At 57.8% G+C, this 23,464-nt stretch carries 18 protein-coding genes; 10 read left to right on the top strand and 8 right to left on the bottom strand.

What is annotated here, in order from left to right; all coding sequences use genetic code 11:
- Positions 1-5: 5 nt before the first annotated feature.
- From KSS96_RS10520 to KSS96_RS10530, 3 genes are all read right to left on the bottom strand, one after another.
- Entirely contained in the window at positions 6-1,352 is a 1,347-nt protein-coding gene (locus KSS96_RS10520; protein ID WP_065878668.1) for a glutamine synthetase family protein, read from the bottom strand.
- A gap of 11 nt (positions 1,353-1,363) precedes the next feature.
- Positions 1,364-1,921, bottom strand: coding sequence for a helix-turn-helix domain-containing protein (locus tag KSS96_RS10525; RefSeq protein ID WP_017530503.1), 558 nt, complete (start codon positions 1,919-1,921; stop codon positions 1,364-1,366).
- A 117-nt stretch (positions 1,922-2,038) separates the two neighbouring features.
- Positions 2,039-4,195 (bottom strand): WG repeat-containing protein, encoded by a 2,157-nt coding sequence (locus KSS96_RS10530; protein ID WP_217856080.1) that lies wholly within the window; start codon positions 4,193-4,195, stop codon positions 2,039-2,041.
- A 216-nt stretch (positions 4,196-4,411) separates the two neighbouring features.
- Between KSS96_RS10530 and KSS96_RS10535 the strand changes: the two genes are divergently transcribed.
- From KSS96_RS10535 to KSS96_RS10545, 3 genes are all read left to right on the top strand, one after another.
- Positions 4,412-5,422 carry a terpene synthase family protein gene (locus tag KSS96_RS10535; protein ID WP_065878661.1) on the top strand — a complete coding sequence of 337 codons (1,011 nt, stop codon included), beginning with the start codon at positions 4,412-4,414 and terminating at the stop codon, positions 5,420-5,422.
- Positions 5,423-5,481: 59 nt separating this feature from the next.
- On the top strand, positions 5,482-5,790 hold the full coding sequence (locus KSS96_RS10540) for an RcnB family protein (protein WP_017530505.1): 309 nt from the start codon (positions 5,482-5,484) through the stop codon (positions 5,788-5,790).
- Positions 5,791-5,865: 75 nt separating this feature from the next.
- Positions 5,866-7,059 carry an MFS transporter gene (locus tag KSS96_RS10545; RefSeq protein WP_065878656.1) on the top strand — a complete coding sequence of 398 codons (1,194 nt, stop codon included), beginning with the start codon at positions 5,866-5,868 and terminating at the stop codon, positions 7,057-7,059.
- On the opposite strand, the gene KSS96_RS10550 is transcribed toward KSS96_RS10545, so the two are convergent.
- Together KSS96_RS10550 and KSS96_RS10555 are read right to left on the bottom strand one after the other, a co-directional pair.
- Positions 7,022-7,294, bottom strand: coding sequence for a DUF1652 domain-containing protein (locus tag KSS96_RS10550; RefSeq protein WP_017530507.1), 273 nt, complete (start codon positions 7,292-7,294; stop codon positions 7,022-7,024). The genes KSS96_RS10545 and KSS96_RS10550 overlap by 38 nt on opposite strands.
- A 101-nt stretch (positions 7,295-7,395) precedes the next feature.
- On the bottom strand, positions 7,396-8,892 hold the full coding sequence (locus KSS96_RS10555; protein ID WP_217856082.1) for a PAS domain S-box protein: 1,497 nt from the start codon (positions 8,890-8,892) through the stop codon (positions 7,396-7,398).
- 237 nt (positions 8,893-9,129) lie between these two features.
- On the opposite strand from KSS96_RS10555, the gene KSS96_RS10560 reads away from it, so the two are divergent.
- Complete coding sequence (locus KSS96_RS10560) at positions 9,130-9,381, top strand: hypothetical protein (protein WP_065878652.1); 252 nt, start codon at positions 9,130-9,132, stop codon at positions 9,379-9,381.
- A 26-nt stretch (positions 9,382-9,407) separates the two neighbouring features.
- On the opposite strand, the gene KSS96_RS10565 is transcribed toward KSS96_RS10560, so the two are convergent.
- From KSS96_RS10565 to KSS96_RS10575, 3 genes are all read right to left on the bottom strand, one after another.
- Complete coding sequence (locus KSS96_RS10565; RefSeq protein WP_175404209.1) at positions 9,408-10,577, bottom strand: hypothetical protein; 1,170 nt, start codon at positions 10,575-10,577, stop codon at positions 9,408-9,410.
- A gap of 15 nt (positions 10,578-10,592) precedes the next feature.
- Complete coding sequence (locus tag KSS96_RS10570) at positions 10,593-11,480, bottom strand: nitrilase family protein (protein ID WP_078824225.1); 888 nt, start codon at positions 11,478-11,480, stop codon at positions 10,593-10,595.
- Between the two features lie 109 nt (positions 11,481-11,589).
- Positions 11,590-13,539, bottom strand: a complete 1,950-nt coding sequence (locus KSS96_RS10575; RefSeq protein ID WP_116079646.1) for a flavin monoamine oxidase family protein — start codon at positions 13,537-13,539, stop codon at positions 11,590-11,592.
- A gap of 209 nt (positions 13,540-13,748) precedes the next feature.
- Here KSS96_RS10575 and KSS96_RS10580 point away from each other — a divergent pair, with 209 nt between their 5' ends.
- The 6 genes from KSS96_RS10580 (at position 13,749) to KSS96_RS10605 (ending at position 23,422) form a co-directional block, all read left to right on the top strand.
- Positions 13,749-14,093, top strand: coding sequence for an FKBP-type peptidyl-prolyl cis-trans isomerase (locus tag KSS96_RS10580; RefSeq protein ID WP_065878646.1), 345 nt, complete (start codon positions 13,749-13,751; stop codon positions 14,091-14,093).
- Positions 14,094-14,107: 14 nt separating this feature from the next.
- Positions 14,108-14,689: a GNAT family N-acetyltransferase gene (locus KSS96_RS10585; RefSeq protein WP_065878645.1), complete on the top strand. Its 582-nt coding sequence runs from the start codon at positions 14,108-14,110 to the stop codon at positions 14,687-14,689.
- Positions 14,690-15,416: 727 nt separating this feature from the next.
- A complete protein-coding gene (gene mgtA, locus KSS96_RS10590; RefSeq protein ID WP_068934559.1) occupies positions 15,417-18,122 on the top strand; it encodes a magnesium-translocating P-type ATPase in 2,706 nt (901 codons plus the stop codon).
- A 63-nt stretch (positions 18,123-18,185) separates the two neighbouring features.
- On the top strand, positions 18,186-18,902 hold the full coding sequence (locus tag KSS96_RS10595; protein WP_017530513.1) for an MgtC/SapB family protein: 717 nt from the start codon (positions 18,186-18,188) through the stop codon (positions 18,900-18,902).
- 280 nt (positions 18,903-19,182) lie between these two features.
- On the top strand, positions 19,183-19,812 hold the full coding sequence (locus KSS96_RS10600; RefSeq protein WP_017530514.1) for a response regulator transcription factor: 630 nt from the start codon (positions 19,183-19,185) through the stop codon (positions 19,810-19,812).
- A 1-nt stretch (position 19,813) separates the two neighbouring features.
- Positions 19,814-23,422, top strand: a complete 3,609-nt coding sequence (locus KSS96_RS10605) for a transporter substrate-binding domain-containing protein (protein ID WP_217856085.1) — start codon at positions 19,814-19,816, stop codon at positions 23,420-23,422.
- Positions 23,423-23,464: the final 42 nt, after the last annotated feature.

A 23,464-nucleotide genomic window follows, 5' to 3' on the forward strand; every position in this document is an offset into this window, starting at 1 on the left:
CATCGTCAGAGAAACCAGCGGTATTCGCGCGCATTGATTTCTTGTTGAAAGGCCAGGTGATCCTGGCGTTTGTTCTCGCAGTACACGTCGACAAATTCGGCGCCAAGCTTATCGCGCAACACAGGTTGATGTTGCATGGCGCGCACGGCGTCGAGCATTTCCACGGGGAAGTCGGCGCCGCTGGTGCGGTCCTCGTTCAGGGGCGCGATGGGTTCCTGCCTGGCTTCAAGGCCATGTTCCAGGCCAACAAGGATCGCCGCCAGCACCAGGTACGGGTTCGCGTCGGCACTGGCCAGGCGATGTTCGATACGCAAGTTACGCGGGTCGGACTCGGGGATGCGAACGCACGCATCACGGTCTTCAAACCCCCAGCAGGCGCGGGTGGCGGCGTTCACGGTGCCGCCCAGGCGGCGGAAGGCGTTGTGGTTGGGCGCGAAGATCGGCATGCAGTGCGGCAGCAATTCCAGGCATCCGGCCACGGCATGGCGCAGCGGTTGCTGTTGGTGGGCCGCCAGCAGGTTATTGCCCGCACCGTCATAGAGACTCACATGCACGTGCATGCCACTGCCCGGAAATTGCAGGTACGGCTTGGCCATGAAACTGGCTCGGTAACCCTGCTTGAGCGCCACGCCACGGGTGCTGCGGCAGAACAGTGCGGCCCAGTCGGCGGCGCGCAGGCTGTCGTCCTGGTGGCCGAAGTTGATCTCGAACTGGCCCGGGCCGAGTTCGGCGGTGATCACCGTGATGTCGATGCCCTGGTCCCTGGCTGTCTGCGCCATGTCATTGAGCACCTCGCTGAAACGCGACAGCCGTTCGATATGCAGGTTGGGCTGGTCATCGGCATCGTCGCTCAGTGGGTCGCGGGCGAACTGCGGCAGGCCGTGGTCGAGTTTTTTGTCGAACAGGTAGAACTCCAGCTCAAACGCGACCACCGGATGAATACCTTTGTGGCGCAGGCGCTCGAGCACCTTGGCCAGCACTTCCCGAGGTTCGAATTCGATAGGCGCTTCGGTGCCGTCGGAGGTGATCAACATTTGCCCCAAGGGTTGCGATTCCCAGCTCACTGGCTTGAGCGTTCCCGGCACCAGGCGGCGGTTGGCGTCGGGGTCACCGTCGTTGAAGCAGTAATCGCCGATGTTGAACAAGCCACCCTGAGCCCCGAGCAGCACTGCGTTCTGCGGCAGTTTCAACGGGCTGCCGGCGGCGACCTTTTCCAGCATCTCGATGGGGTAACGCTTGCCGTAGAAGTGTCCGGGTATATCCAGGGCGATCAGGTCGACATAACGCACGTCGGGATGCTGCTGGCGAAAGGTCCGTACTTCGGCGAGCAACGCGGGGGAATGGCTTTTCACGGGTGTTGCTCCTAGTTGTAGACCCACAGCACGCGGGCGGGCAGGTCGGTCAGGTTGGCATAGCGGCAATGCGCAAAACTGGCCAGGTGAAAACTGTCGCCAGGGCCGAGGGTGACCGCATCGGCCTCATCCTCCACCCACAGCGTCAACTCGCCCTCCAGCACAAAACCGGCTTGCTCGGCGCGGTCGCTCATGGGCTGTTCACCGCTGTTGGCGCCGGGTGCCAGCAGGCTGTCGAGCATGGAAAAGGCACCGTTCATGCTGGGGGAGACCAGGATGTCGGTGATGCCGTTGGCGTAATACAGCGTGCGCCGCTCGTTGGGGCGGGTGATCCAGTCGACCGCCTTGGGTTTGGGCTGGCTGTAGAAATACGTGGTGGGCACATCAAGGGCGTGGCTGATGGCGGTGAGATCGGCCACGGTGGGGCGCGACAGGCCACGTTCGACCTGGGACACAAAGCCCACCGAACGTTCGATTTTTTCGGCAAGTTGGGCCAGGGTCAGCTTCTTGTGCTTGCGCAGATCGTGGATCAAGGCCGCGAGGGTAGCGAGTTCTTCTTGTGGTGTCATGAAATTTACGTCTAAAAATTTCATGAAAAAATACAGGATTAATTTCATGCTGGCAATGGCGAGCCAGGTCGTTGACTCCGGGTGGCGAGGGAGCTTGCTCCCTCACCGCAGCGGTGGTTACTCGCGTTCGTAGCTGTCCACCTGCTCCCCGTCGGCATTGAACACATTCACCCGGTTTTCGTTTTTCGCGTCCCAGATGCTGTAAGTCGCGTCGTTGCTGTTGGTGGGTAGGCTGTAGGTGGTGTACGAGCCAAGCTTTTTCACCAGGGTGTTGTTTTTGTCGATCAGTACCAGGCCCCTGAAACCATCCATTTCCGCCGAGGCGAGGTTTTTCTGGAAGGGGTTGAGTCGGGTGTATTTGAGGGGCACGCGCAGCTTGCCGGTGAGATCGAGCGCGCCGTAGTGTTCACCCTTTTTGACCACGGCCATGCCGTTGGAGAACGGTTCGACTTCGTCATAGGGCAGGCTGATGGGCACGCTTTTGCCTTCTGGGTTGATGAAGCGGTACTTCCCGCTCTTGCGGTCTTGCAGCAGTTGCGGCTGGCCTTGGATAAACGCCCCGATGGCCGTGCTGCCAGGTGGGTTGAGCTTTTGCAGTTGTAGGGTGTAGATGTCTTTCTGGCGACCGTCATCGGAGGTGCTGTAGAGGAAGTCACCGATGACTTCGATGTTGGAGAACCGCGGCGCCAGCAGTTCCTTGCCGGCCAGGTTCCACACGCCATAGGACGAATCGCCCCCGTAGGTCTTCAGCCCGGGCCGGCCAATGAACAGGTCGCCGACTACCTCGACATTGACGTATTTCATCGGCACCACCACCTGCTGTTTCTTCACGTCGTACACGCCATAAGGGCCGTTGGTTTCGCGTTCGACGATCATCAGGTCCGCGTTGATAGGTTTCTCGATAATCTCGAACGGCAATTCCTTCAACGTATGCCCGCCGGGCACGAACGCAAAGTATTTGAACAGCAACTGGCTCCAGCCATCTTTCTGCGGTGTGCGGCCCACCTGCATGTTGAACACACCAGGCATCGGGCTGTACTCGATGCGCTCAAAGCGCGGCTTGACCACCCATTGCCCGTGGTTGTCGATAAAGCCGCTTTTTTGCGTGGCGTTGTCGTAAGCGATATAGCGAGCCTGGGCTGGCACGCTGTTGTGCATCTCCAGCGCCAGGGTTTGCGGTTGTGCGGGGTCCAGCAGGTAGATGACGATGCTCGCCGGGGTGTCTTCGAACTGGTAGGTGGCGTGCACGTTGGTCAGGGCGCCGGCGCTATCCGGCAGGCCTTTGACGAATTGCTCCAGGTGTTCCTGCAGCGCGGCGCTGGTGGTATAGCGCGAGAAATTGTCCTGCATGCGCAGCAGTTCGTCATAGTACGCGCGCAGGTTGGCCTTTTGCTCGGCGGTAGGTGAGGAGTTGCTGCTGTTACCGCCGCTGTAGAGCGTCTTGCCGTCGGCGCTGAGACCCTCGATCACGTAGCTCTTGTTCTTGGGGGTGGCCAGCAGCAGGGACGCGCGATCGTCAGCCAGGGCAGTCAACTGGTAGACCTCACCGTCGTCGCCGGTGACTTTCGGATGTTTCGCGTCCAGCACGATTTTTTTGACGCCGGGGTAGCTCGGGTATGTGAGAGTGACGCTGACGCGCTCCACCGGCTTATTGACCTTGAGTTCGACTTTGGACGTGTCCTGCTCCTCTGCGTTGTCGACCCCAACAGCGGCAAAGTGTTGTTGCGTCCCGTCGCGAAAGTACACGGTTTGTACCGCATAACGTTCTTCCTCGCGCTGGTCGGGCAGGGCGCCACGCTTGAGCACCTCGCGGATCGGCTCCACATCCAGTTTCAGCCCCGACTGGTTGTCGAAGAACAACTGCTCGAACGCAGGCATCTTCTGCGCGAGCGCTTCCAGCGCCGTTTTCAGCTCGGCAGCGGGGAAGGGCACGAAAGGCTCGTCATAGCGCAGCTGTTTTTTCTCGCCGGACGACGCGGCGGTGTCGGCTACCGGCGAAATCTCCAGGCGCATGCTCTCGATCATTGCGATCTGGTTGATGCTGTCGCGTGCATCCATCACCAGGTAGTTCAGGCGTTTTTTCGCTTGCTCCAGTGTCAGGCTATGTAGGTCGTCCACCGCCCCTTCATTGAGCTGTTCTTCACTGTAGTCGGGGCCGCTGACCAAGCCTGTGACAACGTGACGGTCAACCAGGTAATAGGTCGCGCCACCGAGTATGGCGATAACCACCAAGGAACTGGCGAGGAGTTTGGTTCGGGTCAGGGCGGTTTTCATTATTGTCAGACTCGAGAATAGGGCTGGCGCAAGGTTAGCAGGTGAACGGTGGCGGACGTGCCGGGCGCACGCAGTTTGTTCGAGCTGACCTTAATAGAGCCAATTGTTCTATTCGCGCCATGGAGAAACGAGAGGTTATTCGCTAGTTTTCATACACATCCTTCACGCAGTCGGGTCAGCAGTACTGCCCAGTCGCAAAGATAAAGGCATATTGCTATGAACGAGTGTTCTGCTGACCCAACGTCGGTTATTCCGCCCTTTACGGTGCGGGCGCTTCATTGCCCCTCTCCCATCCGCATCGACGAAGCATTGGGGCGGGAGGTGAATGAGCGGCTTATGAAATGGATCGAACATATCGGTATTTTTCCCGGCAAACGGGACAAAATTCGCGCCTCGGATTTTGGTCGCTACGCCATGTTGTGCCATGTGGATACCGATGATCCCGACCGGCTGCTGCTCCAGGGCCAATGCCTGGCGGCATTGTTTGCCGTCGACGACCATTATTGCGACGACCGTTCACTTGGCTGCGATCCCCGCCAAGTCGCGCCGCGCTTATCGTTTGCGATTGCCGCCATGGACCCCGCTTACCTGCCTGCGCCTTTTGATGCTCAACTGGACATTCAGCTCAACTGCGATCCGGTGCTGATTGGCCTGCGCGCGTATATGCGGCGCGTCAGCCAGTTTTGCACACCGTCCCAAGTTGCCAGGGTGCGCCAAATCAGTATTGCAATGTTTGTAGCGATGGCCGCCGAGGGAGCCTGGCGTGTGTATGGCACCCGGCCGACTGTCGCCGAGTACCTTGCCAGTCGGCATATCAACAGCTTCTGGCCGTGCCTGGTCTTGATCGACCCCGTCGGCGGTTATGAAGTCCCGGCCAATCTGTATTCGCAACCGCAGGTGCACCGTGTCACGGCCCTGGCGTCCCTTGCTACTACCTTGGTCAACGATTTGTACTCGGCCTACAAGGAGCACCTGAACGAGGTTGGCACGTTCAAACTGCCGTATCTGCTGGCGGCACAACACCACTGCTCCCTTCAGGAAGCGATCAACAGGATTGCCGATATCCATGACGACGTGATGCATCAATACGAAGCAGTTGAGCGTGCGCTATTGACGGACGCAACCCCGCTGCTGCAACGCTACCTCATGGGGCTTAAGGCATGGGTGGCAGGGAATCTGGAGTGGCACAAACATAGCGCGCGATACCAGGCCGATTTCATTCGGTGAATGATTGCGCGCGCCTGCGGTCGGAACCTGGGTACGCGCCATTCATTGAAGGAGTACCCATGACGTCCAAATCCCTGCTTGCCTGCGTTTTAGTCGCTGCCAGCCTGTCCACCGCCAGCTTTGTGGTGCAGGCCGGCGATACTCCCCAGGAAACCGTGCAGCCTTCCAACATCAACGCCCGTGATTTAAAAGAGGGCGACCGTGCCCCGGATATTCTGATGCGCAAGGAGTCGGCCATCAGCGACTGGAAAAAACGCGGCCTCAAACAGCCGGAAGAAGAAAGCCAGTGGGCCCGCGTGGGCGATAAATACGTGCTGCTCAAAACCACCAACGGCACCATTCTGGAGATCACGCCTGTTAAAAAGTGACCTCCTTTTTGGCTGTTCTTGCGTTAAGGTAACCGGCCTCTATGGTCGCGTTACCTCTGGAAGAATGAGAGCAGGATGCTTGCCACCCTTAGAAATTACCCTCGCACCGTAAACCTGTTGCTGTGTGCCACGTTGCTGCTGACGCTGGCCAAAGCGATCACGTTTCCGTACCTGGTGATCTACCTCACCCGTCACTTTGCCTTGGATATCAGCCAGGTCGGCCTGGTGATCGGCAGTTCGCTGATCGTCGGTTCGTTGTTGAGTGTCTATGGTGGTTTTCTTGTTGACCGCATCAACAACTATCGTTTGCTGCTCGGCATGAGCCTGCTGTTTGTGCTGGGGTTTATCGGCACGCTGCTGGCGCAGACCATCTGGGCGTTTTATAGCTGCCTGATTCTGATCAACCTGGCCTACGCGGTCATCGACATCGCGGTAAAGGCCGGGTTTGCCAGCCTGTTGCCTGAAGACGCACGCAGCGAAGTGTTTTCCATCAAATACACCCTGACCAATATCGGTTATGCGGTAGGGCCGTTTTTCGGGGCGATGGTGGCCAAGCTGGATATCAGCTTGCCATTTATGCTGTCGGCGCTGTTGGGGGCGGGGTTCTTCCTGCTGTACTGGCATTGGGGCGACCGCACGCTGACCCGTGTGGATGTCGCACAAAAACCGGTGTCATTCCTGGCGGTGGGCGGTGTGCTGCTCAAGGACCACCGTCTGGTGTGCTTCACCCTCGGCGGCCTGCTCAGTGCGGTGGTGTTCGGACAGTTCACGGCATACCTGTCGCAATACCTGGTGACCACCACCACCGCCGAATACACCTACACCGTGATCAGTGCCGTGCTCACCACCAACGCCGTGCTGGTGATCGCCCTGCAATACCTGATTGGCAAGCGTATCTCCCATCGTTATCTGAGCCAGTGGCTGATTGTCGGCTTGAGCATGTTCATGCTGGGGTTGATTGGTTTTGCGTTGTCCACCAGCGTGCTGTGGTGGGTGCTGGCGATGGCGGTGTTCACGGTAGGGGAGATTATCGTGTTCCCGGCCGAGTACATGTTTATCGACCGAATCGCCCCGGACCACCTGCGGGGCATGTACTACGGGGCGCAGAATCTGTCCAACCTTGGCGCGGCATTGGGGCCGGTGTTGTGTGGGCTGGTATTGGCCAGCCTGCCGGCGCACTCCATGTTCTACATGCTGGGTGCCTTTATCATCGGCGGTGGGGTGTTCTATTTCATCGGGGCGTCGTTGAAGGCCAATCCTCCAGCGTGAGTTTGCCTACGTTGTTGCTGTGCAGTTCGTAGCGCAACTCTTCAACCATCTTTTCCACTTCCTGCGGCGTCTGCAGCCGGTTGGTGCTGATCCCGGTGACCACCAGGTCCACCCGGCCGGTTTCGGCGTCGTAGACCTTGAGGGTCAAGGACGCATCCCGGCACAGCGTAAATTCGCAGGTCAGGGGCGACAAACCTTCTTCGATGCAATTTCGCAGTTGGGCGAGGGTAAACATGCGGGTTCCTTCAAAGCATAGGTTCATGCTTTAAAGGTTATTGATTGCCCGCAAGCACCATAAGGCGAATTCGCACTAGCCCTACTAGTGCATTTGCACTGTCAACGCTGGTTTTTTAACCGTAATTCCCCCGCAAACAGCCCGCGTTCCCGGGCCCATACGATGGCTGCACTACGGCTGTGCACCCCCAGCTTCGAGTACACCGTGGCCACATGGTTACGCACGGTGTTGGGCGCCAGTTTCAGGCGCGAGGCGATCTCCTTGTCGGCCAGCCCCTCGCAGATCAGGCCCAGCACGTCACGCTCACGGGCAGTGAGGTCGGTGTAGCTGACGTTCGGCGCGTTGGGGCTGTTGACGCTCTTGGCGTTGGCCAGTTTTTCGATCAGGGTCTGGCTGAACCAGGAGGCGTCCTGCATCACTTCCTCGATCGCCGCCACCAGCTCCAGTTCCGAGCGTTTGCGCTCGGTAATATTCATCAGCACCAACAGGTAGCACGGTACGTCCTGGATGATCACCGTGTCGGCCGACACCACGCAGTCGATCACCTCATGGCCCTTCTTACGCACCTTGAGGTCCTGGCCGTCGAGGTTGCCGGCTTTTTCCAGGGTGGCGAACAGCTGCGCACCCACTGCGGCGTTGTCGATAAAGTCGATGTCTTCGATGGATTTGCCGATCAGTTCTTCGCTGATATAGCCGGTGATGCTCATGAACGCTTCGTTGACGTCCACCACCTGGCGGTTGGCGGCGTTGCACACCAGGGTGGGAACCGGCGTGAGGCGGAACGACTTGGCGAAGCGCTCCTCGCTCTGGCGCAGGGCAATCTCTGCCTTGCGGCGCGGCTCCAGGTCCATGAATGAAAACAGCATGCAGTCTTCTTCGTTCATGTCCAACGGCTGGCCGGCCACGATCACCAGTTTGCTGCCGCCTTCGGGCAGTCTGAGTTCCGCCTGCATCTGCGGGATGGTCGAGCCTTCGCCCAGGCGCTGGATGGCCAGGTCCTTGCGCTCGGCCTGTTCCAATACGTCCAGCTCATAGACCGATTTGCCGATGACCTGGTCGCGGTTGTAGCCGGTCATCTCCAAAAAGCCCTGGTTCACCTTGATGTAACGCAGGTCGCTCAAACGGCAGATCACCGCGGGCGCCGGGTTGGCGTTGAAGGTTTTTTCGAAGCGCTGCTCGGCACTGGCCCATTCGGTGGCATCGCTGAGAATCAGCACCAGCAACTCCGGCTCGCCGCGAGAATCATTGATCACCAGGCTGCGCAGGCGGTGTACCCAGGTTTTGTCCGGGTCGGCGGTGGGAGTGACTTCCACCACCACGTCGCTGAATTCGTCACCCGCCGCTGCGCGGGCCAACGGGTAATTGTCCGGTTGCACGGGATGGTTATTGCGGTAGCGCAGGGTGAAGCGTTCGACATACTGCTGCCCGCTGGCGCCCAGCCCCATCACGTCGCCCACCCCATGCATGGCCAGCGCAGCTTCGTTGGCCCAGAGAATGGTCTGGTCGACCTCGGCCAGAATCACCCCGTCGGACAGCCCGGAGATGATCTGCTGCAGTTGGCGACGGTTGGTTTCTTTGGCAAGGACGTCCTGGCTCATGGTGTCTCCCTGGAAAAAGCGCATGCAAACTCCGACAGCCCAGGGGCTGGATAGTGCAAAGAAATGCGCTTGTGGGAAGTATGAAATGCACCCGGTTAGAGGGGGCATTTGAGCCAGGGCCGACCCTCTGTGCCGCCGTGCTGACTGGTATAGACCTGTTAAGTCTGACAGTAGGCAAGGCGTTGTGGGATTCGTAGGCTGTTGCTGTCCGACCGCGATTGAAGAAGGAAGCTGACCGTGAACAAGCCTGAGTTTAACGATTACCTGACAAGAGAAATAACGGCCGCGTTGCAGCGTATCTCGCCAAAGTTGAGCAAGTCCGACAGGGTCGATTGGGGCAGAGTTGCGTTCTTGAAGGCCTTGAAGGCATTGGTCGACGGCGCCGTCAGCCCAGAAGACCTGGGCACTGTGGGCGCCGTCAACGATGTGGTGCAGGCGTTAGGGCTGCTGCAGGGTGGCAAGACCTTGCTGGATGAGCTTGATCCTTAGACCTGCTACTACAAAGCCAGCCATCACTATGTGGCTAACCGGCCCACCAACGGCACGATAATCAGCGTGCTCAGAGCCATCGAAATTACATTGCCGATGTACGGATGGATGTGTGCTGGTAAGCGCCCGGCGAGGGTGCACGCTAACGGTGGTGCGATCAGTGCACCGAGCAATGCGCTTGCGCCTACCACCGCCCAACTCCCGCCGTAGGTCAACACCGCAGCGGGTACGACGGAGACTAGAGGCACATAGGTAGGATACCAGCCACGTTTGATCCATTGTTGTCGCCAGATCACGACGCCTATCGCTGACGTCAGGGCTTGTGCTCCGACGAGAGGCAGGATGAGGCCTGAACCATAGCCTGGGCTCAAGGGATTCAGTACATATGCCAACAACACTCCCGCCAATAAACCTAGACTTGCGAGTTCATTACCGAAGAACGGTGCTTCTGAAAAGTCCGCTAGCACGCGCCGTATGCTCCATAACAGATTGTAGGTAGGTGGTTTAGCGGGTATGGGTTTGGTCGGTGTGATGTAGTCGCAACGCACCAAAACGGGTAAACGCCGGCAAAGCAAAAACGCAATGACACTTCCGATTGCCATGCCCGATACATTGCCGATAACTACCGGCAATCCCAGTGGTACGCATACGTAATTGACGATCAATAAGCAGGTTGGGGTAACAAGCAGTGCTCCTAATACCGCACCATTGAATGCAACCTTCCAACCGCCACCGAACATCAATACCATCGCCGCCGGGAGTGAAACGAACGCCGCGAATGTCGGTTGCCAAGTTTCAGCGGTGACGCTCCAGCCCCACAGCAAGTTGCTCAGTATCAGCCCTAACAGCGAGCTGGTTATAAGCCAAGGCCACAGCCCTGTGCCGTAGGAAATGGGAAAGCCTTGCCAGGCTTTTCCTCGTTTGCTTGCCCACCAAGCCAAATAGGCGCCGGATAGCAGGCCAAGGGAGGCGAGTTCGTGTTTGTAAAAAGCCACTTCGCTGATGTCTCCCAGTACCCAGCGCAGCCAAGCGGCGGGATCGGGGAGGCTCGTCACCATCTCGCTGTACCCCGGCCAAGAACCTCCATAGTTGGTTGAAACCCAAATCACGAGCAAGACGCTTATCAAGCCTGAGATGAGGACTGTGATATCCGCTCGTGAACGGACAGATACTGTTTTGTTGACTGACGTTTCCATTTATTTGCCCTCCGTTCAGCGCGGTAGGGCAGGGTGCCGGGAATATCCAAGCATCTGATCGTAAAGGTCGTTGCGTCGGTCACGTTGTAGGTCGTTCAGGCTGTTCCATATCGGCGCGCTGCGGGCACTGGTGATATCGATATCGGCAAACAGTATCTCCTGGCGATTGGCTGAAGCGATTGCGCCGATCGGCCAACCGTTCGTCCCGGCAATCAAAGAACAACCGAGATAGCGCGCGTCACGTTCCTCACCAATGCGACTGGCAGCGGCAATAAACACATTATTTACATGTGCGGCGGTCATCGTCAGGTACGAGGCCATGCATTTTCCCGCCTCATCGAACAATGGTGGTGGGGTCCACACCCAGTTGTTCAGGCTACAAATAATATCGGCGCCTTGTTGGCTAAGAATGCGCGGCACTTCCGGGAACCAGATGTCCCAGCAGATCAATAAACCGATGCGTCCAATCGGCGTCTCAAACACCGGAAATCCCGTATCACCAGGAGTAAACCAGAGCTTTTCCATATTCCATAAATGGGCTTTTCGGTATTTTCCGATAAACCCTTCTGGTCCTAACAAGACGGCGGTATTGAATAGTTGCTGACCATCGATCTCGTTGAGGCCTGCCGCCAGATACACCTTATGCTTGCAAGCAAAATCCACCCAAGCTCTTACGCTGGCACCCTCCGGAACCGCTTCGGCATGATCGAAGGCCTCTTGTCGGTTACTGAAGAAATAGCCGCAGTTCGCGAGTTCAGGCAACACAATCAGGTTGGCGCCGCCGATTGCGGCTTCGGTCGCAAGCGCAAGGCTTTGATGCAGATTATCGGTCCGGTTGGTCATGCCAACTTGGGGGTCGAGTTGAATGACAGCTACGCGGACGGGACTTATTGATTCGCTCATGGAAGTGACCTCTTATCGTTATTCAGCGCGGTGGTTGAATGTTTATAAGAAGTGACAAAGTGTTTAATGAAAAGTCGGATGCTTCCTATCGTTTTGTAGCCTGCTTCTCTTAGGCGTCAGTCTGATACTCAGGGTAGTCCCGCATCGTAAAGCCGCCGTTGAAAATGGCGCGGGTCTTACTGCATATATTTATCACCGTATCAATGGCCCCTCTGAAGCACGGTTCAGTCCAGCCCGCATCAACGGAGAAAGATTCGCCACAGAGATAGAGTCCTGAAGTGTGAGAGTAGTCTCGGTTGTATTTCATTAGGCTCACCGCGTCGTAATAAGTGCCTGCTCGATAGAGCTTCGCGCAGCCAAGTGAGTTTTTATCATTCATCCATCGCTGAACAATTGCCTGTTTTTGCGCAATATAGGGTGAGATTTTTTCTTTTATATTGGTTGACTTCAAAAGTATTCTATCAAGTTCGTCGACGCATTTCTTAACAAGCTCCGCATCGCTGAATAAAGAAAGTTTGGTGGCGTCATCTTCCCAGGTGTAGCTAAGGAGAATGCAATCATAAGTGGTGTTGTCGTTATAGCGGTAGGTGTATACGTCATGGATCAAACTATCGGTTACAATGGTTTGGGGAATGTTTTTGTTGTCTGACAAAAATGACTTTTTTAGAGGGGCGTAAACTTTGCAGCTCGTTTCCCAGTGGGCTGTCTTGTAGGCTTCTATGATTTTGAATGGGAGGACGTCCTGACTGAAATTCTCAATTGATATTTGGGTTTCTATTAACCAGGAGGGCAGCGTCATTACAACCGAATCGCAGTCTATGAACTCTAGATTTTTTGCGCTTTTTGATGTGGTATTCCACTCATAATAGACGCGAATTTTTCCATTGTTGAGCCTTTCCAGTTTTGTTGCTGCGCTATCAGTCAGTAGACCTGAGCGGCTTTTAACAAGGTGCTCGTACAATGACAGAGGCGTTTCTTCTGCTTTTATAAAGAGCAGCGATTCGGCCAGGGATCCAAGGCCTACGTAGTTAGGTTTGTTGAAGCTAAGTCCTCTTGAATCCAAAACTTTTTTAGCGTTTAAGTACGGTGAGGCCATAGGGTTTCCGTGCGCATCAACGCGTCCGTGAATTAACTGCAAATGACTGCTGAATCCGAATATTGCAGTGCGCAGTGGATACAGAGAGCAAACGTCATAGAAGGCTCCCCAACTGCCATCTCCAATACCGATAGAGTAGAAAACAGCAGATTCCTGCGCAGTCATACCCATTCCGCCAAAATTTCCAGGATCATTTTGGCTCCATCTATCAATGCTTGGCATCTTGACTAAGTCACGGAAGGAGATACGTTCGTATTTTTTTACTATGGAGGCCCACATGTCTTCCCACTGTTCGGAACCGTAATGCTCGGCGACGCTCAGAGTCATACGCTCGGCAAAAGTTTTCCATTTTGCAAAGACTTTACCCAGTGTCTGTCCGGGAGGTGCCGTTTTTCCATCGGTGTTTTTCCACACAAGCATGGTCGGTTCACTGTTATCGTCAATGCTTCCTTCTCGCAGGTATATTCCAGTTGATCGAACTGCGGGACTGCCTGGGTTTGGAAAGTCTGAATGCCTTAATTCAAATTGTGTCGCATAATAGGCCATCAACGATCTACCGTTTTTGGGTGGTTCGTTTGATGTGTTGAAAAATGGCATTCTCATTGCGCCCATTTCAAAAGGAGGCCTGCCTATAGTGTTGGTGTTGTTGTGCCCGAGTGCGGTAAGGTGGCGGCCGCCTACGCGCTTCGATTTTTCAAGTAAAGTAATGTTTGTGAAACCACATCTATAAAGTTCACGTGCGGTTGTCAATCCTGTAATGCCTGCTCCAATAATGCAAATTTTATGATGGGGTGCAGTGGCTTTGGCAACGCCATTTATTTGTTCCACCAGTTCGCGGTAGTCAAAACATAAGTCCGGTGGGTTGGGGAATACGGCTCTCCATTTGTTGGGGGTGGAGCGCTTTTTCCTATGCAGCTGTTGTGCAATATCAGCAGGGTAATTGAAGTTTGAGCCAATGGTCATTTTGATATACCTCGGTAAAGATGATGATCTCTTTATAGATTGAACTTAGGCGATTTGATCGAGAATAAGCAGAGGGTGATTTTTTGTGAGGGCAAGTCGTGTTCTTTCGTAGGTGCGAGGGAAGCGATACGGCTCCAACTGTTCCTACACTTGCCAAACTCCACCGATTCTGGGAAAACCCCAGCCTTTACGCCTTCAACGAGAACCCCATGAGCCACGACGAACTGCAGATCACTGACACCCGCATGGGCACCGGCAAAGCCGTGGTCAAGGGCGCGCTGATCACCACTCAATACACCGGCACGCTGGAAGATGGCACGGTGTTCGATTCGTCCTGGGAAAGGGGTAAGCCGTTCCAGTGTGTGATCGGCACCGGGCGCGTCATTAAAGGCTGGGACCAGGGCTTGATGGGCATGCGGGTGGGCGGGGTACGCAGGTTGTTCGTGCCGGCGCATCTGGCTTATGGCGAGCGGTCGATGGGCGCGCATATTACGCCCCACAGTGACCTGCATTTCGAGATTGAGCTGTTGGAAGTGCTGACGCGGGATGATTGAGAGAGGCGCGAGATATGGATATCACTTGCTCTCTTGAGGGGCTTCGGGTGGATGAGCTGAATGCCGGCGACGCAGCCGAGCTGCAGCGGTTTTTCGAGCAGGCGCCGGATTACTTCATCGCGGTCAACGGTGAGCCTGCCACGCCGACCGAAGCGCGCGACGAGTTGCAGGGGGCGTTGCCGGCCGGGTGGACGTGCAGCCGGATGTACTGGCTGGGCTATCGAGACGCTGATGATCGCTTGGTCGCCGTGGTGAATATTGCGGCGGATTTGCTCGCGCAGGGCGTATGGCATATCGGGTTGTTGCTGGTGGACTCGGGCAGGCATGGCACTGGCTTTGCGCAGCGGCTGCATGCGGAGCTTGAGCGTTGGGCATTAGAGAATGGCGCCCAGTGGCTGCGCTTGACGGTGGTGGTGGGTAACACCAGGGCCGAGCGCTTCTGGCCCAAACTTGGGTATGTGCAGGTGCGTACACGGGATGGGATTGCGATGGGTCGTCAGGTGAACAGGGTATCGATTCAGGTCAAGGCGTTGGCGGGTGGGAGCGTTGAGGACTACCTGGCGTTGGTTGAGCGGGATCGACCAGGCACACCATAGCGGCATAGGAATCTACACAACTCCCAGTGAGCAAAAAATCTATGGCGAATGGACTGTTGTGGTGAGCGGGCTTGCCCCGCGCCGGGCTGCGAAGCGGCCCCAATAAGGTCACCGCTGTGTGTCAGGTTAACCGAGGTGCAGGTTTTAGGGCCGCTGCGCAGCCCAGCGCGGGGCAAGCCCGCTCACCACAGGGAGGTTTTTCAATTTTAAAATTGTGCAGATACCTATGGCTATCGCAGCGGTGCGACGATTCGACAAGCCAGCTCCCACATTTGATCTTCTGCATGTGCAGAAGCCGGTTCCTGAACCCATCCTGAAGAATCTTCTTATTCACCATTCGGACACTTTCCTACGGTTTACTCTCCTGAGGTCGGGGCGTAAGCTTCGCGCGTTTTCATCAATAGCGGAGACCCTCAGTGGGTACTTGTTCGAGTGACAGTAGTCGGCCGGTTTCGGTAACCGGCACAGGCTTGGCAAGGTAACGCGCATTCATCCGATGCCGTTGTCTCGCCAAAAAAGCGAGAAGCGGCATCTCGGCAGCGGCCTGTCCTGGCAGCTGTTTGATTCCCTCTCATCGACGCTGACCAGCACCTGGGTAACCTCGGGATGCGACGGACGCGCCTGCCTTTTAGGGTGGGCGGGCCAAGCCGGCTGTGCCTGTGTAACAGGCGCGGTGCGGAGGGGCGGTACCTGCACGACGGTTTTTTCCTCGCGCAGGAGTTACACCATGAACCTCACCCTGTTGAAAGAGTTCTTTGCCGGTTTTCTGCGGACCCGGCACATCGCCCGGCACTTCCGCCGCCTGGCCATGCTCGACACCGTGGCCGACGCCAGCGTCAGCCGCGAAGTGCCGCCGACCTTGGCGCAAACCCTGGTGGCCGCGGCCAACCACAACACCGTGCAGTTGCTCGGTACGTTGGGCAGCCATGTCGAGGGCCTGAGTGCTCCAGAGGCCGACGCCCTGCGCGTGCAATACGGTCTCAATGAAGTCGAGCACGAGCAGCCGCTGCCATGGTGGGCGCACCTGTGGCATTGCTATAAAAACCCGTTCAACCTGCTGTTGACCTTGTTGGCGGTGATCTCCTGGCTGACCGAAGACATGAAGGCCGCCACCGTGATCTTCTCCATGGTGGTGCTCTCGACGCTGCTGCGTTTCTGGCAGGAAGCCAAGTCCAACAAAGCGGCCGATGCGCTCAAAGCCATGGTCAGCAATACGGCCACCGTGCTACGCCGCGATGGCGCCAAGCGCATAGAGTTGCCGATCAAACAGTTGGTACCGGGCGACCTGATCGTGCTGTCGGCCGGCGACATGATCCCCGCCGATTGCCGCGTGCTCAGCGCCAAGGACCTGTTTGTCAGCCAGGCCGCAATGACGGGCGAATCGATGCCGGTGGAAAAATTTGCCCAGCAGCAGGACGCCAACACCCGTAACCCATTGGACCTGGAAAACATCCTGTTCATGGGCACCAACGTGGTGTCCGGTGCGGCGACGGCGGTGATCCTGACCACCGGCAACAGCACCTATTTCGGCGCACTGGCCCAGCGTGTGACAGCCACCGACCGCGCCACCACGTCGTTCCAGCATGGCGTGAACAAGGTCAGCTGGCTGCTGATTCGCTTTATGTTTGTGATGGCGCCGCTGGTGCTGTTCATCAACGGGTTCACCAAGGGCGACTGGACCGAAGCGCTGTTGTTCGCGCTATCGATCGCCGTGGGCCTGACCCCGGAAATGCTGCCGATGATTGTGACCTCGACGCTGGCCAAGGGCGCGGTGTTTCTGTCGCGCAAAAAGGTCATCGTCAAGCGCCTGGACGCGATCCAGAACTTCGGCGCGATGGACGTGCTGTGCACCGACAAGACCGGCACCCTGACCCAGGACAAGATTTTCCTGGCACGCCATGTGGACGTGTGGGGTGAAGAGTCCGACGACGTATTGGAAATGGCCTACCTGAACAGCTACTACCAGACCGGCCTGAAAAACTTGCTGGACGTGGCGGTGCTGGAGCATGTGGAGGTACATCGGGAGCTGAAGGTCGGTACCGCCTTCCATAAGGTCGATGAGATCCCGTTCGACTTCAATCGCCGGCGCATGTCGGTGGTAGTGGCCGAGCAAGGCCTGCCGCATCTGTTGATCTGCAAGGGCGCCGTGGAAGAAGTCCTGTCGGTGTGCAACACCGTGCGCCATGGCGACACCAGCGAGGCGCTGACCGAGCCATTGCTGGCGCGTATTCGCCAAGTGACCGCGGCGTTCAACGAAGAAGGCCTGCGCGTGGTGGCCGTGGCCGCACAACCGATGCCGCCGGGGCGCGATACCTACAGCCTGGCGGATGAAAACAACCTGACGCTGATCGGCTACGTGGCCTTTCTTGATCCGCCCAAGGAAAGCACCGCGCCGGCGCTCAAAGCCCTCAAAGCCCATGGCGTAGCGGTGAAGGTACTGACCGGCGACAACGAACTGGTGACCGCCAAGATCTGCCGCGAAGTGGGCCTGGAGCAACAGGGCCTGTTGATGGGCAACGACATCGAGGACATGACCGACGCTGAACTGGCCAAGGCCGTCGAGACCACCAATGTGTTCGCCAAGCTGACGCCCAGCCACAAGGAACGCATCGTGCGCCTGCTCAAAGCCAACGGGCATGTGGTGGGCTTTATGGGCGACGGGATCAACGATGCGCCGGCATTGCGCACGGCCGATATCGGTATTTCGGTGGACAGCGCGGTGGACATCGCCAAGGAGGCGGCCGACATCATCCTGCTGGAAAAGAGCCTGATGATCCTGGAAGAGGGCGTGCTGGAAGGCCGGCGCACCTTCGCCAATATGCTCAAGTACATCAAGATGACCGCCAGTTCCAACTTCGGCAACGTGTTCTCGGTGTTGGTGGCCAGTGCGTTTATCCCGTTTTTGCCGATGCTGCCGATGCACCTGCTGGTGCAAAACCTGTTGTATGACATTTCCCAGATCGCGATTCCGTTCGATAACGTCGACGACGAAATGCTGGCCAAGCCGCAACGCTGGCAGCCTGGGGATGTGGGCCGTTTCATGCTGTTTTTCGGGCCGATCAGTTCGATCTTTGACATCACTACGTTCGCACTCATGTGGTACGTGTTCGATGCCAACACACCAGACCATCAGACGCTGTTCCAGTCGGGCTGGTTCGTGGTGGGGCTGCTGACCCAGACGCTGATCGTGCACATGATCCGTACCCCGAAAATCCCGTTCCTGCAAAGCCGTGCGGCGATGCCGTTGATGGTGATGACCGGCGTGATCATGGCCGTAGGGATTTTCCTGCCGATGGGGCCGCTGGCGCATTACTTCAAACTGCAGGCGTTGCCGTCGCTGTACTTCGTGTTCCTGCCGGTGATTTTGCTGGCGTACATGGCGCTTACCCAGGCCGTGAAGGGCTACTACATCCGCACATTCGGCTGGCAGTAACAACCTCAGCTCAAATGCCCCCGGCCCCGCAGGGGTCGGCGGCGGCATACAGGGAAAGTGCTTATGCAAGCAATCAACAACATTAACCTCGACTCCCTCATCGACACCCTGGTCAGCCTGACCGCCGCGTTTATCCTTGGCGGGCTGATCGGGTTCGAACGCCAGTACCGCCAGCGCACGGCGGGCTTGCGCACCAATGTGCTGGTGGCGGTGGGCGCGGCGATTTTTGTCGACATGGCCAGCCGCCTCGGTGGCGCGGAAGGCGCGGTGCGCGTGGTCGCCTACGTGGTGTCGGGCATCGGTTTTCTGGGGGCCGGCGTGATCATGCGTGAAGAAGGCAATGTGCGCGGGCTCAACACCGCCGCCACGCTCTGGGCGTCGGCGGCGGTAGGGGCATGCGCCGGTGCCGATCTGGTGCTTGAAGCGCTGCTGGGCACGCTGTTTGTGCTGGCGGCCAACACCCTGCTGCGGCCCATCGTCAATAACATCAACCGCCAACCGCTGGATGTGGTGTCGGCGGAGGTCACCAACATCCTCTATGTGATTGCGCGACGGACCCAGCAAACCGCAGTGTTGGCATTGCTGGAAGCCGAGTTGGCGCGTTGTAACTACCCGGCCAGCGATGTCGATGTGCGGCCCTTCGGTACCGAGGAAGTGGAGATCGAAGCCACATTGGCGGTGACCTCAGTAGATGGTGACGAGCTGGATGCGCTGGTGGCGCGGATCTCCAGATCAACCTTGGTGGTACAGGCCTTCTGGAGCCCCAGTACCACCGAATAGCTGCCTGGGCGCAGGCTGACTGTGCCGAGGAAAAGTCCTACTACTACGCGAGACTATCCCTTCATCCAAAACGGCATGCCGTTGTTAAGGTTTGCGCGCTTGCGCCTGCTCAGCAGTCAAGGTGCGGCGTTACGTGGTGACTGTGATTTCAAGATGAGGGGCTTTTACTGCCTGAGGCGTTGCGCAGCGTAATCAGTGCCGTTTATCGGAACTGTTACTTTTCACAGGTAGTTGGGCCTCGCGTGATATGTAAGCGTACTGATCTTCCTAGGGGAGTCTTATGAGCAATAAAGCTTTAATTGTGGACGATCATCCTTTTATACGCGCCACCGTGAAGCATCTGTTGAAGCAGGAAGGCTTCGATACGATTTTCGAGGCGGGTAACGGTGCCGACGCCATGCAGGTTGCACGCGAAGAGCGGCCGGATCTGGTCATCCTCGACCTGGCAATGCCCAAGCTTGGCGGGTTGGAGGTGATCAGTCGGATCAAGGCGCTGGAACTGCCCTGTAAGATCCTGGTGCTGACCTCGTACTTGGCGGTGTTTTTTTCCACCCGCTGCATGCGCGCCGGAGCGATGGGGTTTGTCGCCAAGACTGGAGAGCTCGATGAGTTGCAAAAGGCAATCCGGGCGATCCGCTCCGGCTACAGTTGCTTCCCCAGCCTGCCTACCAGTTCGGTGCGCCGCGATGATCTGCAATCTACCGAGCAGGAGTTGGTGGACGCGTTGTCCGACCGCGAATTGACTGTGCTGCAAAAACTGGCTTTGGGCCTGGGTAACAAGGATATCGCCGAGGACATGCTGTTGAGCCACAAGACCATCAGTACCTACAAGACGCGGCTTAAGGAGAAGTTACGCATGTCGTCGGTGGTACACCTGTCCAAGTTTGCCCAGCGTAATCATTTGATCTGAAATGGCCACTTCGCGGCGGCTGAAATGCATGGCCATCGTGCTGCTGGGGCTGTTGCCCGGTGCGGCGGCGGCCCTTGATGAACCACAGAGCCTGCGCCTGCTGGGGCATTCCACCCTGGCAAACCCTTCATTGACGCTGGACGAAGCTGACTGGCGTTGGCTACGCCAGCGCCGCACGCTGTCGATGGGCGTGTCGGCGCCCGATTATGCGCCCTTTGACCTGAGCAACAGCAACGAGCTGGAAGGCATTACCGCCGATTACGCCGCGCTGATCGGGCAGGCGCTGAATGTCACGATTGAGGTGCGCCGATACGATACCCGTGACGAAGTCATCGAAGCCCTCAAGACCGGTGCCGTGGATTTCGTGGGGTCGTCCAACGGTTATGAGGCAGCCGATCCGCAATTGCTGCTGTCGCGCTCCTACGCCAACGATCAGCCCGTCTTAGTGACCCGCGCCGGCGAAAATCACGCGCTGAAAGCTGATCTTTCGGGCAAGCGCGTTGCGATGCTCTACCACTACATGCAGCCCAATACTGTCCAGGCGTTTTATCCCAAAGCGCGGTTGCAGTTGTTTGGCTCGACCTTCGAAGCCATCGGCTCCGTTGCATTCGGCCAGGCGGATGTCTACCTGGGCGACGCCATCAGCACTCGCTACCTGATCAACAAGAACTATTTGAACAACGTGCGCATGGCGGATTTTTCCGCGCTGGAGGTCAACCCCTTCGGTTTCGCGTTCGCCAAGGGCGATGCGCGTCTGTTGAATATTTTCAATGCCGCACTGGCGGTGGTGCCGGTCAACCAACAGATGGAAATCCTGCGTCGCTGGAGCGCCGGCAGCAGTGGTTTCCTGGAGGCCGGGCGGCTGCGCTTGAGTAACAGCGAACAGCGCTGGCTGGAGAAGCACCCCTGGGTGAGGGTGGCTGTGCTCGATAAATTGGTACCGCTGTCGTACTTCAATGAACAAGAGCAATTCGAAGGGCTGAGCGCCGAAGTGCTGTCGCAGATCAGCTTGCGCACCGGGTTGAAGTTCGAGGTGGTACGCGGCAGTTCACTGCCTCGGCAACTGGATGATGTGGACGCCGGCCGGGTAGATATGGTGGCGGCGATCACGCCGAGCGTCGAGCGTGCCGACAAGATGCGCTTTACCCGGCCTTACCTGTCCAACCCCTACGTTCTGGTGGTGCGTGCCGACAATGACCGCCTGATCACCCTGGAAGACATGGCTGGCAAACGGCTTTCGCTCATTCGCAGCAATAGCCTTGCCGCGCAGATCGCCCGGGATTATCCAGACATCGGGTTTGTCGACGTCGAGAATCCTGAGCAGGCCCTGGAGTCGGTTGCCAAAGGGCGGGCCGAGGCCGCGCTGTTGTCGCTGATCAGCGCACGCTACATGATTGCGCGTAACTATCGGGACCGCCTGCGCATCACCAGCACGGTGGGTACGGAGCCTGCGCGGATTGCGTTTGGTGTCAACCGCGGCCAATTGGAGTTGTACTCGATCCTCGACAAAGCACTGTTGAGCATAACGCCCGAAGAGATGGACGAACTGACCAACCATTGGCGCAGCGAGATCCTCATCGAGGACAGCTACTGGACGCGTCACCGCAACGTTATTATCCAGGGCTTTGGCTTGGCCGCACTGTTGCTGCTGATCACCCTGGGCTGGGTGCTTTACCTGCGTAACCTGATCCGCAAGCGCGCCCAGGCCGAACGGGCCTTGAGCGACCAGATGCGCTTTATGAGCGTGCTGATCGACGGCACGCCCCACCCGATTTACGTGCGTGATCGCCTGGGCCGATTGATGGCTTGCAACAACGCTTACCTGGACGTCTTTGGTTTCAAGTTAGAAGACGTCATCGGCAAGACCGTGGTGCAAACCGATACCGGCAACCCGCCCCAGGCCCGGTCGTTCCATGCCGACTACTTGCGTCTGATGGAACAGGGCGAGCCGCAGATTCATGACCGCATTCTCAAAGTGCCCAATGGCGATGTGCTGACTATTTATCAGTGGATGTTGCCGTACCGCGATGGCGACGAGAAAGTGGTGGGCATGATCGCCGGCTGGGTGGACGTGAGTGAGCGCCAGCGCTTGTTGGGCCAGTTGCAGGAGGCCAAGGAGGAGGCCGACGCCGCAAACCGTGCCAAGACGACCTTCCTGGCGACCATGAGCCACGAGATCCGCACGCCCATGAACGCGGTGATCGGCATGATTGAGCTGGCCCTGAAAAATGCCGAGCAAGGGCGCGCAGACCGCGATGCGCTGGAGGTGGCGTCGGTGGCGTCCCGGAGCATGCTGGAGTTGATCGGCGATATTCTCGACATTGCGCGGATCGAATCCGGCCACTTGTCCCTGAGCCTGGAGGCGGCCAATGTGCATGAGCTGCTGGCCTCGGTGGCGCGAGTGTTCGAGGGGCTGGCGCGGGACAAGGGGCTGGTCCTGCAAGTGGAATTGGACCCCTTGATCGACCGCCTGGTGTTGATCGACCCGCTGCGCTTTAAACAAGTGATTTTCAATGTGCTGGGTAATGCGATCAAGTTCACCGCCACCGGCCAGATACGCCTGCGCGCCCAGGGCGTACCGGCATTGTCCGACGACCATCTGAGCCTGCGGGTCTGGGTGGAAGACACCGGGATGGGCATAAGCGCTGAAGATCAGCAGCGTTTGTTCAATCCGTTTATCCAGGGCAGCAACAATGAACAATCGGCGCGCAGCGGCTCAGGCCTTGGTTTGGTGATCAGCCGCAACCTGTGCGAGATGATGGGTGGCCAGTTGCACCTGAGCAGCGTGCTGGGCAAGGGCACGCGGGTGGATCTGATGTTGACATTGGCGCTGACCACGGCAACGCCGGCGGCCCTGACCGTTCCGTCTCTTCCGCCGGCTCGTGCGTTAAGCATCCTGGTGGTCGATGACTACCCCGCCAACCGCCTGTTGCTGGAGCGGCAATTGAGTTTCCTGGGGCATCGCATCGTCACGGCGCAGGACGGCATTCAAGGGCTTGCCCTGTGGCAGGCCGGGCAGTTTGATGGGGTGATCACCGATTGCAATATGCCCCTCAAGGACGGTTATGCGTTGGCGCGTGATATTCGCGCGCAAGAGCGCAAGCGCGGCCTGATTCCTTGCCTGTTGCTGGGCTTTACCGCCAACGCCCAGTCAGAGGAGGCTGAGCGCTGCCGCCAGGCGGGCATGGATGGCTGTCTGTTCAAACCGACCGGGCTTGAGGACTTGCGCTTGGCCTTGGCATCGCGCACGACCGCCACGGCCACCGCTGAATCGGTCATTGATTTAAGCCTGCTGATTGCGCTGACCGGGGAGGACACGGCCGCGCTCGACGAATTGCTGGTGCCCTTGCTCGCCAGCCTGGAAGAGGACGGCGCGTTGTTGCCGACCCTGCAAAACCCGGTGAGCTTTGCCAAGCTGCATGACTTGGCCCATCGGGTAAAAGGCGGCGCGCGCATGGTTAAGGCCGAGGGGCTGGTGGTTTGCTGCGAGGCCTTGGAGGGTGTATGTGAACGGCGGGATGCCGAGGCGTTGGGCGTTTCGGTTGAGGCGTTGGGCGTGGCCATTGCGCAGGTGCATCACAGCCTGCTTCGGCAATGCAATCGGGCTTGACGGCAGTAGATAGCCATTTGGCGATTTTGGGATAAGTCCTAC

Origin of the sequence: Pseudomonas asgharzadehiana (assembly GCF_019139815.1) — a bacterium.
Classification (GTDB): Bacteria; Pseudomonadota; Gammaproteobacteria; order Pseudomonadales; family Pseudomonadaceae; genus Aquipseudomonas; species Aquipseudomonas asgharzadehiana.